The organism is Pseudomonas sp. B16120 (assembly GCF_044218845.1).
In the GTDB taxonomy this organism is placed as follows: Bacteria; Pseudomonadota; Gammaproteobacteria; order Pseudomonadales; family Pseudomonadaceae; genus Aquipseudomonas; species Aquipseudomonas paracarnis.
In genome coordinates this window covers 2,772,514-2,790,164 of the sequence record NZ_CP162588.1, presented here as the reverse complement: position 1 = coordinate 2,790,164, position 17,651 = coordinate 2,772,514, and the positions used below count along the sequence as shown (strand labels likewise).

6 protein-coding genes are annotated in these 17,651 nt (G+C 59.7%); 4 read left to right on the top strand and 2 right to left on the bottom strand.

The features are described 5' to 3' along the window. Positions 1–14: 14 nt before the first annotated feature. On the top strand, positions 15–4,367 hold the full coding sequence (locus AB4P90_RS13090) for an SET domain-containing protein (RefSeq protein WP_060767532.1): 4,353 nt from the start codon (positions 15–17) through the stop codon (positions 4,365–4,367). Between the two features lie 188 nt (positions 4,368–4,555). On the opposite strand, the gene AB4P90_RS13085 is transcribed toward AB4P90_RS13090, so the two are convergent. Further along, positions 4,556–6,847 (bottom strand): fatty acid cis/trans isomerase, encoded by a 2,292-nt coding sequence (locus AB4P90_RS13085; protein WP_395605957.1) that lies wholly within the window; start codon positions 6,845–6,847, stop codon positions 4,556–4,558. Between the two features lie 167 nt (positions 6,848–7,014). Here AB4P90_RS13085 and metH point away from each other — a divergent pair, with 167 nt between their 5' ends. The 3 genes from metH (at position 7,015) to AB4P90_RS13070 (ending at position 16,474) form a co-directional block, all read left to right on the top strand. After that, on the top strand, positions 7,015–10,725 hold the full coding sequence (gene metH, locus AB4P90_RS13080) for a methionine synthase (protein WP_014718271.1): 3,711 nt from the start codon (positions 7,015–7,017) through the stop codon (positions 10,723–10,725). A 633-nt stretch (positions 10,726–11,358) separates the two neighbouring features. Beyond that, entirely contained in the window at positions 11,359–16,203 is a 4,845-nt protein-coding gene (locus AB4P90_RS13075; RefSeq protein WP_395605956.1) for a dermonecrotic toxin domain-containing protein, read from the top strand. 52 nt (positions 16,204–16,255) lie between these two features. Next, a complete protein-coding gene (locus AB4P90_RS13070; protein WP_019820265.1) occupies positions 16,256–16,474 on the top strand; it encodes a DUF2970 domain-containing protein in 219 nt (72 codons plus the stop codon). On the opposite strand, the gene AB4P90_RS13065 is transcribed toward AB4P90_RS13070, so the two are convergent. Continuing rightward, a complete protein-coding gene (locus tag AB4P90_RS13065; RefSeq protein WP_288855954.1) occupies positions 16,471–17,538 on the bottom strand; it encodes an ABC transporter substrate-binding protein in 1,068 nt (355 codons plus the stop codon). The genes AB4P90_RS13070 and AB4P90_RS13065 overlap by 4 nt on opposite strands. Between the last annotated feature and the right edge of the window lie 113 nt (positions 17,539–17,651).

Below are 17,651 nucleotides of genomic sequence, written 5' to 3'. Positions count from 1 at the left end.
ATTGTGAGGATTGAATGAATAACGCATTGCAGAGCTTCTATTTCAAGGGCTTGCCGGAACAGCAAGTGCATTTGGACCATCTGATTGATTTCGTGACGACACAAGGCTCGCTGACGGCATCCGCCGCCGAGGTGTACTACTGCCCCCCGCACAACAGCGAACTGCATCGCGAGTGCAAGGAAGCCTTTCGAGTCTTGGCAAAGCTGGAAGCCGATGAAGACTTTCAGCGCTTCCTGCGGGAAAAGCCCGAACCGGATGATTCCATTATCGGCCGGGACTTCCTTTACGACCTGCTCTCCACCTTGTTCAGCAGCACGCGCTCACCGATACCCGACCCTGCCGAAACGTTCAGCATTGCCGACCATTCGGTCATCCTGCGCCATATGCCCACCTATTGGTACATCGACGCCGACGTGTTGCTGGATATCAACCGGCGTGTGGGTAACGGCCTCAAAAGCGACGGTTCGGTGCGGTTTGATCTGGTGCTCAAGTATTACTCGATCATCCCGGCACAGCCCAAAACCCGCGAGCAGTGGAAAGCGGTTCTCGCTGTCTTGCAGGAACATCACACCCTGAAAAAACTCGGACACGAAGGCAACCTCAGCGATTTGCAGCACTTGCTGGATGCGCCTGCCGACCAGAAAATCAAGGAGATTATCCGCCAGATCGAAACACAAACCCGTCAATCGCTGTTCCGTCATGTATTGCCCGAAACATTCACCGCCTCACAACAGGACATGCTCACCACCACCCCCACCGTGCTGCTCGATCAATTGCTCAATAGCCCCGATAACCTGGCACTGGGCGAACGGATTGCCAAGGCCTTGGACTGGTATGGCAGCCAGAAGGACGAAATCTGCCCAGACCCGGTACGGGTGAAATTACTGTGGCGCGCGTTGTGGCTGACGATCATTCCCAGCACCGACTCGCTGATCGACAACGAATTGAAACTATTCATCGCGCCTGGCGCGTCTTATTCGTCGGTCCGCCAATCCTTGATCAGCCGCTATGAACATAGCTTGTCGATCAGCGCTGACGCGGCACAATTGGCGGTGTGCGTCCTCAAGGCCAATGTTGCCAGCGAAGTCTGGGTGGCCGATATTCCCGATGACCTCCCCTACGCTGCCACCAGTACCTGGGTCAATTTCAGAAGCGGCTTTCTGCTGGCCGAAACGATTGCACCGGGTTCATCGCGCCACATGAGTTTCGAACAATTGCTCAACCTGGCGGCGGAACACTTTCGCGCCAGCGGCGATGACATTAAACAACAGGCACTGGTCGCAGCGGCCAAGTTGGGCCCCACCGTGCAATGGGCACAGGCCAACGGCCTGATCGCCAGCCGATCGTCGGGCCACTCACGGGATGAGCTCACCCAGGCCGTCACCGCCCTGGAGCAGCATGAATATGAGATGTTCAACGCAATTCAGAACCTCAAACTCAAACTGCCCAGCCGTTGGCGCTTTGTCTCGGACATGGAGTACGACAAAGCCTTTCGCGACGCCCTTGAGATGCCGAGAAACGCCTACAAGACCTTAATCCAGTCACTGCTTGCGCACCTGGGCAATGCGACCCTGGATGTGGATCAGGACGAGATCACCGTGTATTCATTAAGAGAAGCCCTGGACAAGGTGCCCATCGAATATGAAACCAAAGCCAAGACCGATGCCGTTCGTTACCGGACAGGTTTTATCCTACGCATCGCCAAGCCCCGCTCGCCCCTCCATGCCATCTACATCGAGGTATTCCCCTTCGCCGGCCTGCTGCGTCGACGCAAAGACCTGCAAAGCCTACCGCTAAACGGCAAAGTGGTAGAGCTACGCGACGCCATGAGCTGGGACAAGTACAGGCTGGCCACCGAAGTACCGTTTGATCGAGAGGCTTACCGCGAGAACAAAGCGCCCAGACCAGGCAAAAAAGCTGAGTTGATCGTTGAACAAGTCGGCGAGACACTGCCTGGCATCGACGCAGGGCCGCGCATCCCATCGTTCGCGCCCAACACGCTGTATGCGCCGCGCAGTGAAACCCTGGCAAGCATGATTGCCCGCGAGCTGTTTTTCTGCGATGAGCAAGCCCTCCTGGAAAAAACCCGCAAAGACACGCGGGAGGTAGACATTCCCGCTGAGGTACTCGAAGACTTGGCGTTCTGGGGCAAGATTTTTATCCCGTTTTGGGGCGGTATCGACGACATCGCCTCCGGTGATCCCCAGCGCATCAAGTCAGGCGTCGCCGGCCTGTTCATTGACATCGTAGCTTTCGCGTTGCCGGTAGGGCGGTATGTGGCCGGCTCCACCCGCCTGCTCATCCACGCAGGCAAGACCGGGCTGCGCCTGGCGCTGCCTAAGCTCGCGAAACTGACCGGGAAGCTGGTAATTGCCACGCTCCACGAACTCAACCCCCTGGCCGCCCTGCCCAGCCTGCTCAGGCTCGCGCGCTTTGGTTTGCTCAAGCTGGGACATAAATTGATGCGCCAGGCAAAACGGGGTATTGCCCAGCTGCGCGATGGGACGATCGCCGCAAGGCACATACGCTCGGTTGACCCTGACAGCTGGAAGCCGCTGCAGGCGGGCGATCAACTGTTTACCGTGGACGGCTTCGCCAATGTCCCGATGCGCAACGTCGGCAGCCTCGAGGCGCCGGATTATCGCTTGATCGATACCGCCTCCAATAAAGCCTTCGGGCCGCGCTTTAGAGAGCCGATCACGGTCATCAGCAACAGCAGCCCGTTGATTCGTCAGTACGCGGTTGACCCGGAGTTGATCAGAGGCCTCAAGCCCGACGCACGCGGTATCTTCTCCCGAGCGGACTACAACCAGAAGTTCATCTGTAATGTTGATGACAAGGGCAAAATCGCGGTGTACCAGGTCCGCGACAATTCCTATGGGTTCATTCAGGAGGCCGCCGCGGGCGCCGACACCAGCTTTTCTATCGTACTGGTCAATCCGAGGAGCAATCGCGATTTGTCGATCACGCTGTCGTCGGTGGAGCCTGGTCATTGGTATTCAGGCCCGATCAAGCTCGCGGGCGGCGCGCCGGATGCGCCAAGCGTGGTAACGCCCTCAGTGCTGTTGAAATGGACCGAGGCCAGTGAAGACGCCCTGAAAAAAACCATGGACAACTTCGTCAGCACTTACAACCTGGACCCCAGCGCCTTTCGGCAGTTCGTCAACAGCCGCAACACCCTGACACCCCGAGGGCGAAAGATGCTGGACCGTGCAGGGACCGCCCGCACCTGCGTCACTTACGAGCATATGGAGCACTGGAGCAAGGCGTCCCAGCGCGAGCGCAACAGCCTCACCCTTGAAGGCTTCGCCGCCGACCATAACCTGGACCCGGTGGCCTTTGCCGAGCATGTAAACATTGATGGCACCTATCGAGCGGCAGGCAAAGTACTCGCCAAATACGCCAGAGGTGAACAATTCGACGACCTGAAACCCGAACACCTGCAAGAGTGGAACAAGCACTACAACGCCACCAACTCAAGGGTGTCCATGCACGCATTTGTCGAGCAGAACAACCTCAACCCGGTTATCTGGAGTGACTACGTCAATGACAATGGCAGCATGACCCGCGCCGGTAGAGAAAGGTGGCTGTTCGGACAACGAAGCCCGGTGGACGAGCCCGTGGCCAGGAAGCGGCCTGCGCCCCCCACGGCAGGTAGCTCAAAACGTCCGCGGCTGGACGATGACGCCACACCCACGCGGCGCCGATCCACTTCAATCACGGCGTCTTTTGATCATAAAATCAACAATAATGCGCCAATTCTGCAAGACCCCAACGACGTCAGGCGCAGCTTGACCCTTGAACTTGAAGGTCCGTTGCAAAAAATAGAGATCACCGACGCCAACCAGTTTTTTGACGAGTTCACCGGCCTGCAATACGTCGAAGTCAAAGAGGCTGCAACCAAGAGTATCCGTGAATGGATCGCCAAGGAAGGCAATCATCATCGCCGGCTTGATCGCCTTTTGGAGGTCAAGAAACTGCAGGAGGGCCCAGAGCGTGGCCTGTCGGTCGTAGCCAGAACCGATATAAAACGCTTCGATGTCCTTGGGCCGTATACCGGCAAGCTGCACTTGGATCAAGCCTCGATCAATACCGAGATACTGGAAAAAGGTGAAGCGGCCGTCGGCACGTATTTATTCCAGACCCACACTCATGGCGCGACTATCAGCGGCCACGGTAACAGCAACACGCTAAGCCTGATCAATGCGGTCAAGGTGCCCAATCTGCCCGACGTTGGCATCGAAAATGTCGGCGCCGTGTATGTAGGCAAATACATGGTGTTCATAGTCGCTTGGCGGGATATCCCTGCCGGGACCGAGTTGCTGATGGACTATGGTAAAGCCTACTGGAAGTACGTGAGGCCCTGAGCCGCCAAACGGCGGTCCTAATGCTTTTGCCTGATGGGTAACGCATCATCAATGCCAAACCAATGTTTGAGCCTGCGATGCGTAGCCTTATACAACACCTGGTAACTGGCCAATACGCCCAGCGCAATGACGGCGATGCACACCGCTATCATTGCCCTGTGCTCGATGGCCCAGCGCAACGCGAGCAGTTATAGGTTCTCATAGCGGTTCATGTCCAATACGCCCTCTTCCACCGGCGTGGTTTCGTGAATGTACCGCGACAAGTCATGGAAGTACTGCCAGAACAGCGTGTGACTGCGGCGCACACCCCAGCGGTCGACGATTTTCTCGAAGCTCTTGGCGTCCTTGGCCTGCTCCATCTGCGCGACAAACTCAGGCACTTGCCGGGCCGGGATATTGAACATGAAGTTCGGGTAGCTGCTGAGCACGCCTGGGTAGATCGTCACCGTGTCCAGCCCCGGCTGATAGCGATACGCCTCTCCCAGCAGGAACGCCACGTTACTGTGGGCACGGTTGCGCAGCAGGCTGTAGACCTCGCGCTTGCCGCTGGCGGTTTCGATGCGCAGCATCGTGGCTTCGGGCAATTGCTCGATCACCTTGAGCCCCGCCGCCGGCCGCGAGGTCAGGCGGCTCAGGGCTTGCTCGGCATCCTGCAAGGCCGGGTCAATGCCGTCGCGGGAGCAGAACGCGCCGCTGCAGCGGTTGATCGGGTCGGGGCTGGCGTTCAAATGGCCGTAGCGGGTCAGCAACTGGTTGGCGAAGTCACGCTTGGGGTCCTTCTCGCTCAGGTGCAAACCACTGGCCTTGTCATCGTCAATCGCTTCGTAGTCCAGCCACAGCTTGAGCTTGCCGCTGTTCTGGTACCAATCGTCCATGAAGTCTTCACGGGTGTCGGCGGGCATCACGCGCAGGAAGTTCTGCTCGGCGCCGTTGCGGATCAGGTCGAAATACAGGCGGGTCTGGGCCTGGTGCGAGACGTTGCCAAACACATCGAAATTCACCGCCAGCTGGTAATAGGTGCGTTCCAGCAGTGGGTAGTCGAACAGCCACATCGTCTGCGGAACCTCGCCAATCAGGCCCTTGGTTACCGAGGCGCTGTCGAAATGGCGGAAAATGCTCAACAAGGCGTTGTCATTGCCCGCCCACAATGTCGACCAGCTCGGCGCCGGCAGGTCTGCATAGTTGTCACGGCGCAAGGCTTCATACTGGTTGCGCTTGTCGCGATAGGCCAGCCACAGGCTCAGCACACTGCCCACGTCGTCATTCTGCCCGGGCATGGCCAGCAACGGCGTGGCCTGGCCGCGATAACGCGCATCGGTGATGTACAGATCGTGGTCGGGGTCCTGGAACAGCGTCCAGAAGTTATCGCGGATCACGTCCGTGGCGATCTGCCCACGGCACACCGGCCCGCGAATGAAGGTACGCACGAAGTACTCAGCGTTATCGAGCATGAATTGGTAGCGCGCTTTAGCCGGGATGGCTTCGAATGTCGCGAACGGATTGGCCCGGCTGCCGGGGCCATAGCCTGGCAAGGCCGTGACCTGCCAGTCGCCGGCGTAGAACAACGCCTTGATCCGCGCCATCTTCGCCGCGCTGAAGGGGTAAGTGATGTGAGTTTTATGCACGATCACGCCCTGCACTGGCCACAGGCGGTAGTACACCTGGGTGCCTGGGTCGTCGTTGGGGCGACGTGTGGCGATCAAGTCAATCGGCTGGCCACTGGGCGTACGCGAACGCACCCACTGGAAGTAATGCCCCGGCTCGCCGTTCTCGAAATAGATATGCGCCAGGAACAAATGCTCGAACAGCCAGCGCGCCACCAGGCTATCCCGGGCGCCCGGCTGGTTGAACAGGTTTTCCCACTGTTGCACTTGCAACGCTTCCCTGGCACTCGGCGCCAGGCCCTGCTCGTCAATCGGCGCGCCGGAGGCCAGCCAGCGTTGCAAAGTCTGGTATTGCTGATCGGTCAGGCCGGTGACCGCCAGCGGCATACCTTCCTTGGGGTGAGCGCCGGCATAGGCACTGAACTCGCCGGGCGTTGCGCACATATTTTCGCGGTTGAGCCCCAGCACAATGTTGTCGGGCAGCTTGGCATTGGGCGCCAGCGGCGCGTTGTGCCCCAGCTCCAGCATGCGCGCCATCAGCGCAGCCTGGCTGCCCTGGGCGTCCAGCACCGAATAGAAGCCCTTTTGCTGCCACGCCTGCTTCCCGAATGCGTCATAAAACAACCGCGTAGTTGGCGTGGCCTGGCCGCGCTCGCCGTCATACACCGGCATTTTGCTTGCACCGCGCACGGCGCCCTCGGCACTGCCCAGGTTGAGCTGGCAGGCGGAGTCGTAGCAGGCGTGGCAGGCCACGCATTTCTCGGTGAAGATCGGTTGGATATCGCGGGTATAGGAAATCGCCGAAGCGGGACCTTCTGCCTGCGCAGTACTGGCTATCAAGGCCAGGACGGCGCTGACGATCAAACGAAGTGACATGTATCGGGTCCCGATTCAAGGCGTGCGGTCTGTGAAGTGGCGGTGATTCTACCGGGCCATGACCGCCAGCAACATGAGCGATATTCATGCATAACCCGGACATGCTCCAAATCGGCACAGGTTTGCTATGATTCACGCCCTCCGTAATACCTGACCAGAGTAGTCCCATGCCCGATCGTAGCGCTCGCCTGCAAGCCCTTCACCAAGCCCTCAAGGAACGCATCCTGATCCTTGATGGTGGCATGGGCACGATGATCCAGAGCTATAAGCTTGAGGAGCAAGACTACCGTGGCAAACGCTTCGCCGATTGGCCAAGCGACGTCAAGGGCAACAACGACCTGCTGGTGCTGACCCGCCCAGACGTGATCGGCGGCATTGAAAAAGCCTACCTGGACGCCGGCGCCGACATCCTTGAAACCAACACCTTCAACGCCACGCGTATCTCCATGGCCGATTACGGCATGGAAGAACTGGCCTATGAACTGAACGTGGAAGGCGCACGCCTGGCGCGCAAGGTGGCCGACGCCAAAACCCACGAGAACCCGGCCAAGCCGCGTTTTGTAGCCGGTGTACTGGGCCCGACCAGCCGTACCTGCTCGCTGTCGCCAGACGTCAACAACCCCGGCTACCGCAACGTGACCTTCGATGAGCTGGTGGAAAACTACACCGAAGCCACCAAGGGCCTGATCGAAGGCGGCGCCGACCTGATCCTGATCGAAACCATCTTCGACACCCTTAACGCCAAGGCCGCGATCTTCGCCGTGCAAGGGGTGTTCGAGGAACTGGGCGTGGAACTGCCGATCATGATCTCCGGCACCATCACCGACGCCTCCGGCCGAACCCTGTCGGGCCAGACCACCGAAGCGTTCTGGAACTCCGTGGCACACGCCAAGCCGATCTCGGTCGGTTTGAACTGCGCCCTCGGCGCCAGCGAGCTGCGCCCCTACCTGGAGGAGTTGTCGAACAAGGCCAACACCCACGTTTCGGCGCACCCTAATGCTGGCCTACCCAACGAATTCGGCGAGTACGACGAGCTGCCATCGCAAACGGCCAAGGTCATCGAAGAGTTCGCCCAGAGCGGCTTTCTCAACATCGTCGGCGGCTGCTGCGGTACCACACCGGGCCATATTGAAGCCATCGCCAAGGCCGTGGCTGGCTACGCGCCGCGCCCGATCCCGGACATTCCCAAGGCCTGCCGCCTATCAGGCCTGGAGCCGTTCACCATTGATCGCCGTTCGCTGTTCGTCAACGTCGGCGAACGTACCAACATCACAGGCTCAGCCAAGTTCGCCCGCCTGATCCGCGAAGACAACTACACCGAAGCCCTGGAAGTCGCCCTGCAGCAGGTGGAAGCCGGCGCCCAGGTGATCGATATCAACATGGACGAGGGCATGCTGGATTCGAAGAAGGCCATGGTGACCTTCCTCAATCTGATCGCCGGTGAGCCAGACATCTCCCGCGTACCGATCATGATCGACTCTTCCAAGTGGGAAGTGATCGAAGCCGGGCTCAAGTGCATCCAGGGCAAGGGCATCGTCAACTCCATCAGCATGAAGGAAGGCGTAGAGCAGTTCATTCACCACGCCAAGCTGTGCAAGCGCTACGGCGCGGCGGTGGTGGTGATGGCGTTCGACGAAGCCGGTCAGGCTGACACCGAAGCGCGCAAGAAAGAAATCTGCAAACGCTCTTACGACATCCTGGTCAATGATGTCGGTTTCCCGCCGGAAGACATCATCTTCGACCCGAACATCTTCGCGGTCGCCACCGGTATCGAAGAGCACAACAACTATGCCGTCGATTTCATCAACGCCTGTGCCTATATCCGCGACGAACTGCCGTATGCGCTGACCTCCGGTGGCGTGTCCAACGTGTCGTTCTCGTTCCGGGGCAACAACCCGGTGCGCGAAGCGATCCACTCGGTGTTCCTGCTGCATGCGATCCGTGCGGGCCTGACCATGGGTATCGTCAACGCCGGCCAGTTGGAGATCTACGACCAGATCCCCGCCGAGCTGCGTGACGCCGTCGAAGACGTGGTACTCAACCGTACGCCGGACGGCACCGACGCCCTGCTGGCGATTGCCGACAAGTACAAGGGCGACGGCAGCGTCAAGGAAGCCGAGACCGAGGAATGGCGTGGCTGGGAGGTCAACAAACGTCTGGAACACGCGCTGGTCAAGGGCATCACCACGCACATTGTCGAAGACACCGAAGAATCGCGCCTGTCGTTTGCGCGCCCGATCGAAGTGATCGAAGGCCCGCTGATGTCCGGCATGAACATCGTCGGCGACCTGTTTGGCGCCGGTAAGATGTTCCTGCCCCAGGTGGTGAAATCCGCCCGGGTGATGAAGCAGGCGGTGGCGCACTTGATCCCGTTCATCGAGCTGGAAAAAGGCGACAAGCCCGAAGCCAAGGGCAAGATCCTGATGGCCACGGTCAAGGGCGACGTGCATGACATCGGTAAGAACATTGTCGGCGTGGTGCTGGGTTGCAACGGCTATGACATCGTCGACCTGGGGGTGATGGTACCGGCGGAGAAGATCCTGCAGGTGGCCAAGGAGCAGAAGTGCGACATCATCGGTCTATCCGGCCTGATCACGCCGTCTCTGGATGAAATGGTGCATGTGGCCCGCGAGATGCAGCGCCAGGATTTCCACCTGCCGCTGATGATCGGGGGCGCCACCACCTCCAAGGCGCACACGGCGGTGAAGATCGAGCCCAAGTACAGCAATGACGCGGTGATCTACGTCACCGACGCCTCCCGCGCCGTGGGCGTGGCCACCCAGTTGCTGTCCAAGGAGTTGAAGGCCGGCTTCGTCGAAAAGACCCGTCTGGAATACATCGACGTACGTGAGCGCACCTCCAACCGTAGTGCACGCACCGAGCGCCTGAGCTACCCGGCGGCCATCGCCAAGAAGCCGCAGTTCGACTGGAGCAGCTACACCCCGGTCAAACCGACCTTTACCGGCGCCAGGGTGCTGGACAATATCGACCTCAACGTCCTCGCCGAATACATCGACTGGACGCCGTTCTTCATCTCCTGGGACCTGGCCGGCAAGTTCCCGCGCATCCTCACCGATGAAGTGGTGGGTGAAGCCGCCACCGCGCTGTACGCCGATGCCCAGGAAATGCTCAAGAAGTTGATCGACGAAAAACTCATCAGCGCCCGTGCGGTGTTCGGTTTCTGGCCGACCAACCAGGTGCAGGACGATGATCTGGAAGTCTACGGTGACGACGGCCAGCCCATCGCCAAACTGCATCACCTGCGCCAGCAAATCATCAAGACCGACGGCAAGCCGAACTTTTCCCTGGCCGACTTCGTCGCGCCCAAGGACAGCGGCGTGACCGACTATATCGGTGGTTTCATCACCACCGCCGGCATCGGTGCCGAAGAAGTGGCCAAGGCTTACCAGGACGCCGGCGATGACTACAACTCGATCATGGTCAAGGCCCTCGCCGACCGTCTCGCCGAAGCCTGCGCCGAATGGCTGCACCAGCAAGTGCGTAAAGAGCACTGGGGTTATGCCAAGGACGAGCAACTGGACAACGAAGCACTGATCAAGGAGCAGTACAGCGGCATACGCCCTGCCCCCGGCTACCCGGCGTGCCCGGACCACACAGAAAAGGCCCAGCTGTTTCAACTACTGGACCCAGAGGCGCGTGAAATGCACGCCGGGCGCAGCGGCGTATTCCTGACCGAGCACTACGCGATGTTCCCGGCGGCGGCGGTCAGTGGCTGGTACTTTGCCCACCCACAGGCGCAGTATTTTGCGGTGGGCAAAGTCGACAAGGATCAGGTGACCAGCTACACCGCACGCAAAGGCCAGGACCTGAGCGTGACAGAGCGCTGGCTGGCGCCGAACCTGGGTTACGACAACTGAAGGCCTGTCCGGCTCGTTACCGCCGTGTCGACGGCCCCGGTTGCGGCGATGCCGGACCGGGCCGTGGCGCTACGGTGACAGTTGCCTGTAATGCCTGCACCTCCTTAACAATTGTCGGGACAGCCCCAGCAAACGCTGGCCCTTGATCAGCCGTCGCATACCGGTACGCCTGGGTATCGTGCAGTGGTTCGAGCAGATGGAAAAACCGCTCATGCCCCGGCTCATCGGCCAGTTGTTGCCATAACTGCCGCCTGGGGACGGCCAGGTCCTGCGGTGGTCGCTGTACTTGTCGCCAATGGCAAAATACACACAGCCTGTCAGCCTGATTTTCATCAGGCTCATTCCCGCACATAACCTGAAGTCGCTGCCGGTTGCTTGTCAACGAAGCGCTGGGTGGGTAGATCAGACATTCGGTCATTCCTGTGATTGGGAATGACAGAACATCACCCTCCAGACGCTGCTCGGTGGTGAATATATACGGTGCAGGGTCGTTAGCACCCCAACTGATAGGCTCGCGGTAATCACCTACCGCACCCGCAATGACCAAATGCGATTTCCTGTGCCGGACCGATTCCCGGTCAGCTGGGCCGGCAGCTCAGAACAACCGGTTTTACACAGGAAACGGATTTCGTCATGCCCGAACCCATTACACCCGCGTCAACCCTGGCCTTTCGCCAATTACCCGCCCAGGCCGTACATGCGCGTTTCGCCACCCGCCCAGCCCTGTATTCAGTGCTATTGAACGCCCTGCGCGAGCGTATTCTGGAACGCTACCCGTCGTTGAAGCTGGACTGGCAGACGGTCAAACTGGCAAGCCCTCAGCCATCCGGCGGTTACGCCTATCCTGCATTGATGGAAGTGGCTATCGCCCATGTGCTGAACCCGCGGACGCTTGACCTGCACTCCGTGCGCGAGCGTCCCTACTTCCTCACCCAGACGCCACCCGAAGTGATCAAGCCCGAGGGCCTGCCGGGGCTCGACATGCAAGTCATCGCACAGATCATCGACGAGCTGCCAGCCTCGCTTTATCTGTACATGCAGCATGAGCTGGCCGACTATTGGAGCCAGGTTGACGAGCATGGCAACAGTCGCTGGCAGTGGCTCAGCGAGTTCCTCAACGGTCGGATGACCGCCGCGGCGGCGGGTCCTTCAACCCTGACCGACACGCAGCGTGACATGTTGGCGGTGGTCGCCGCCTGGCCGGCACAACGTGAGCGCCTGCCCCGCTCTTCACCTGCCACCTATGTGTATTTCATAGAAACCACGCTCGCCGACGCCGGCGAAACCGTGCGCGTACTCACCCCAGATCTGCTGCTGGTACGTGAAAAACAGCTGCTGCTGTACAGCGTGGCCGGCAAGATCGACGCGTTCGACTCACTGGCGGCGTTCAGCCAGGCCTGGGGCGCGAAGATGCAGGAGCAGTTCCGATTCGACAGCCTGACCTGGCGGCGCAACGAGCCGGTCGCCAATGTGTTTGAGCAACAGGCGGGGCTGATCCTCAATACACACCTGGAAGACCTGGAGACCCTGTCTTTCCAGGGTCAAGACGAAAAAGCCCTTGAGCAGCACCTGGAGAAGATCACCGATCCGGCACGCTGTTTCACCGACGTCCCGATCGCCGCCGCCGAACGGCTCGATGCCGTGAGCCAGCGACTGCCGGCATGGCTCGCACAAGCCAGCAACGCTGATCGATTTGCCTACCATCGCCATCTGCAGGACATGGCGCAGGTGCTGCAAAAAAACCAGGGCCGCGCGTTCAACGAAGGCATTGAAAACATCCACACGTTCAGCCGGGCCGCGCTACGCAAGCAGATGCAGGCTGATCACGGCGACGTCGACCCCGATGCCGTGCTGTTGGATTTCACTGTGGCCGCCGGTTATCCAGGGGGAGCCGGAATTGTCGAGCATGTGCGCATGTCGCTGACGGAACTGGCTCTGAAGAACCTCGCTGGCAAGCCCTCTGGCACGCTGAAGCTATCCTCCAGCACGACAACACCGTTGCCAGGCTGGTTGAACGAAGATTACCTGTTGGGCAGCAGCGGCCTGATCCAGCGCGTTGATATTGGCACTACCTACCCTGACGCTCTCAAAGAGCTGTTGTTATCCGACACCGCCGATGCCCAGCGCAGGGAGTCGCTGTTTACTCGTGAACTCAAGGTTCATCTGCCGATGCAGGCACTGGAATACAAGATCCGCCAGCAACACGGCATGACCGTCACCGGTTATCGGTACGTCAAGGCGCTGATGGCGCAAATGCCTGCCGACAGGATCGTTGATGGCCAGGAGATCGTCTTGCGCCCGCTGGCCCTGTGCCGCAAGACCGGGGCTGCGCCGGATCAAGCCAGCAATATTTTCATCATCGAGCCACGCGATATCAGTGCGGGCCCACATTTGCTGTATCGACCGTTGTATGCCGACGCCCTGCATCAATACCCCAGCCGCCAGGCGCTGTTGCAGGCCATTGCCCAGCCAGGCGAGTTGCAAAACAGCGTGCTGGACTGGTTATCGGAGAAAGCCCGCCCCATCTATGCCCACGGCGGTATCAAGGAACCGCACATCATTCGCTTCCTGCCCGGCGATGAATACAGCCTGGCCGAGAAACCCGCCCCGGCGACCCTGGCGGTTGATGAGGGTGCCGGTGAATGGCTGCAATCGCAGGTCAACGGCCAACTGCTTAATCATCTGTTCGGCAGTACAGCGCGGGCGCTGGTCGATTTGGCGGACCGTGAATCAGTCTCCAACACCGAAAGCCGCTGGGCCGTCTTGATGGAAGGTGCGTGGTTGCTGTTCAACACCTTGTTGCTGCCGCTGGTACGCGGCCCAGCCATGTTGGCGGGCTGGTTCCTGGTGCTGGTCGCCAGCCTGGAGCAGGATCTGGCGGGGTTGGACAGCACGGACCCGATTACGCGTGAATCGGCATTGATCGATCTGCTGCTCAATACCGCCATGGTGTTGCTGCATGGCGCATCCGCGTCTGGCACGCCGTTACTGGAAGCTGATACAGAGGCCCGTGGTTTGCGACTGGCAGTCTGGCGCCGTGCCCCGGGCATGCCGGAAGCGGAACAACTGCCAGCGATACGCGAGGGCGTGGTGTCGCTGCCCGGTGAGCCGCCCGCGACGGGTGATACGGTGCTGGACTTCAGCCGGTCCCTGGCCAGCCCTCAAGCCAGTGAACGGCTCAGAGCGATGCTCGATATTCAGGTGCCCTGGCCCTCGTCACTGCCGGCCCCGCAAGCGAGCGGTGCACTCAAGGGCCTCTACCGCATCGACGGCGTCTGGCACGCCAGCCTTGGCGGGCTGCTGTTCCAGGTCAGCGTGACACCGGGGTTCGGCGAGGTCTACCTGGTGCACCCCAAACATCCTCAACATCCAGGCTTCAGGCTGATAAGCGACGGCCAAGGACATTGGCGCCTTGACCGCCACGCGAGGCTCAACGGCGGCATGCCCCGTGACCGATTGAGTACCTGGCAAAAGGAACGTGCCGAACGCCTGCGGACTCTGAATTCAGAGCTCACTGCGCTCAACGCCACGATGTTTTCCTTGATGGGTGCCTCTTTTACCTCTGAAAGAGCCCTGACGATCGCCCGTACCAATCTGGTCGAACAGAGTAAGAACCTGCGCAAGGATTGGTTGCTGCTGGCCAGTTCCAAGAGCATTCCGAAACTGCACGCCGAAGTGGTCAAGCGTCATGAGCAACGCCGCATTGCAACCGCACAGGCCAGGATCCAGTGGGATATTGCCCTGGACAACCAGCGCCGACACGGGCTACCCGTTGTCGAACTGATGAAAAAAATCCAGGCCAAGGCCAACGAGCTGATGAGCCTGGATAGGACTGACCCGGCCCACGAGCGCGCGCGGGACAGGGCCATCAAAACCCTTTACAGCTTCTGGGGCGGGCTTTATGAGTCTCTCTCCCAACGAATGTCAGACACCCTTGAGACCGAGCGCGGCGAAAGTTATGACGAGCTGAATGCGCGCACCAAACAGGAATTGCCCGATGGCATCACCGACGCCTACGACGACTACATCAACCTGCAGAAACGCCAGGTCCAGGCGCTCGAACACATGATCGAGCCCGCAGAAAAAATCGAGACACTGCTCAAGGAAGCTACCCCGGCAACACGTCAGTTTTTACTGCAAGACAGACCCACCGATCAAAACATCCACTCAGTGATCATCAAGCAACATGCGCTGCTGGTGTTTATCGACTTGGTATTAAACCGTGCGCACGGCTCAAGGGAGCTGGCGGAGTATCCTTTCGTCAGTGAACTGACCGACCCACGCACGGCAACCAGCCTGTCGGCGCATACGGAAATGATGACGACCAGCGGCTACTCGACCCTAGAGCAGATCGATGTACTCAAGAGTGTCCTGGAGCGCTATGAGCAATTGGAAAACGCCGTCAACTCATTGACTGAAATGGGTTCAGGGTTTATTCGCGAAGAATACCGCGAGCCCTTCCTGCAACATCTGGCCCAAGCCCGCAGCAGCCTTGAAACCCAACTGGCCCATTCGATTTTGGTCGAGGAGGGTTTTGCCCCTGTCACGCCCCCCGACAGCGCCACGCGACTCAAAGCCTCGAGTCGCAGAGTCATCACCACCCGCGACAGGAGGACCCTGGTAGGAGACTTGCGTGTCGGCCAGCCGGATGCGCCAGGCAATTTCGTCGATATCAAAGACCCGCTGACCGGCAAGACGCTCGCCACCTACCTTGAACACGCCAGTGAGGGGTTCTGGAATGTCGTTGAGCCAGCCCGCGCCGCACCGCCTGCTGAGGTGGCGCTTAAGCGCCCACTGAGGGCAATAGAGGCACAGGCACAAACGGTCAAAGACGAGCGCGCGGGAATTGATCGCAGTATTCATTTTCAACAACGCAAACTCAACGACCCCAGCCGACTGGAAAGCCTGGCCCCCCATGAATGGGATGTCATGCTGACGCAACATGCGCAAAAATTCACAACCCTGGCTGAAGAACTCAAGCGCGACCATGCCACAGACGCCCGTGCCACCGAGCTGATCGACCGTTACCAGGAAGAGGCCGCCGCCGCCACCCGGCAAGCACGCGAGGCATGCAGCCTCGGTTACAAGTTGCAGCGCCCCAGGGCAGCCCATGTGGCCTATTTATGGCGACACGGTTTTGTCGACATCAACCTGGTCCGCAGCCGTGTCCCGTTAAAAGCGGGGGACTACCTGACCGAGTATGCGATACGCGATAAAAGCAAAATCAGGGAAGGCAAACAAGGTGAGGATGCCGTGCTGTGGTACGCCCACTTCCACTACGCGACGGCCGACAAGCCGCCTGCCAGCCCTGACTTCGGGCATCTGAAAACCAAAGCTGAACGGCTGTATACCCGCAAGGACCTGATCGAGCGGGCACGTGCCGACAACCGGGCCGTGGTCAACCTGGAGAAAGCCGAGATCAAGCCGCCGCTGGACCAACAGCTATTCCTGGGTCTGGAGGTGCTCAGCCCAAGATAAGCCGTAACCGATTGTCTATGCTCTGTACGATGACCCCGTTGACGAGGGCTGTATGGACGACCCAATCGATAACAAGCCGCCGACCTTCTGGCAGATGCTGCACAGCGTGATGGCGGCGGCTTTTGGTGTGCAAAGCGGCAAGAACCGCGCCCGCGATTTTACCCACGGCAAGCCTAGCCACTTTGTAATGCTGGGCATCCTGTTTACGGTGGTGTTTGCCTTGACCTTATTTGGCATCGTCAAATTGGTGCTGCACCTGGCCGGGGTTTAACGCAGCAGTAGTTGCAAGCTGAACGGGTAACGGTAGGACGGGGGCTTGCCCACCGCCGACAGTGCGCGAAATTCCACCGACCGCATGGGCCCCATCAGGCGCCGTGCCTGGGCAACATCGATCAATTGGAACAAGGCCTGTTGGCGGTTGCGACCGCCAAGGGCGCCGATATCGACACCCTTGGCCTCATCATGGATCAACACCATTGCCCAGCCGCCCAGGGTGAAGTGCCCCGCCACCAGCGTACTCAGGCGCCCGTCCAGGCGTGCTGCAAGGATCTGCGGCGAACTGTTGACCGCACTGAACAACACATCCTTGCCCGGTACCCGACCGCTGTCTTGCAGGGCCTGCATGGCGCCCAATGCCATCTCATCATTGGCCGACCACACCAGGGCCGATTGTGGATAGCGCTTGAGCATCTGCGTGGCTTGTTCGTAGGCGCGCTGGCGGTTCCATTCACCGTAGACCAACTGGCGCAGGCGCACTTGCGGATGTTCGGCCAGGGCGCGGCGCAGGCCCTGTTCACGCAACTGCGCCGCCGGTGTGGTCTTGGCACCGGAAAATGCCAGCAGGTCCAGCGTTGCGCCAGAAGCTATCGGCCCGTGTTGGCGCAACAAGTCGGTCAACATCAGGTAGCCGGCCTGCTCGTCGTCCGCGACCATGCTGCCGATCAACCGGGTGTCGTGGTAGGCGTCCAAGAGCTGCGTCTGGTCGGGCGTCAGGGCGTTGTTGACGATCAGTAATTTCACCCCGCTGCCCTGGGCCATGCGCATGATTTGCGGGGCAACGTATTGCTCATTCACCAGCACCAGGTAATCAGGTCGTTCAGTGCCCAGCAATGCCTCTCGCGCATGGGCCAGGGTGACTTGGTTGTCACGCTCGGAATAGCGCACACGCAAATCCAGGCCGAGGTCCTTGGCGCCGGCCTGCATGAATTGCGCATAACTGACCCAGAAGGTTTCCGAAGACCGGCCAGGGTTGAGAAACACCACCGACGCAGCCTGGGCGATTGCCCCGTACGCCGACCCCAGCAACCACACACACGCCATCAGAACCTTCAACATGGTTGTCTGAACCTTGAACATAGAGCGCCATGATAGTGGCAATTAGATATTCAATCGAGGTTCAATCAACCCGCTGCTTTACTGGTGGCTAACCCAGAACACGGCGGTTCCCA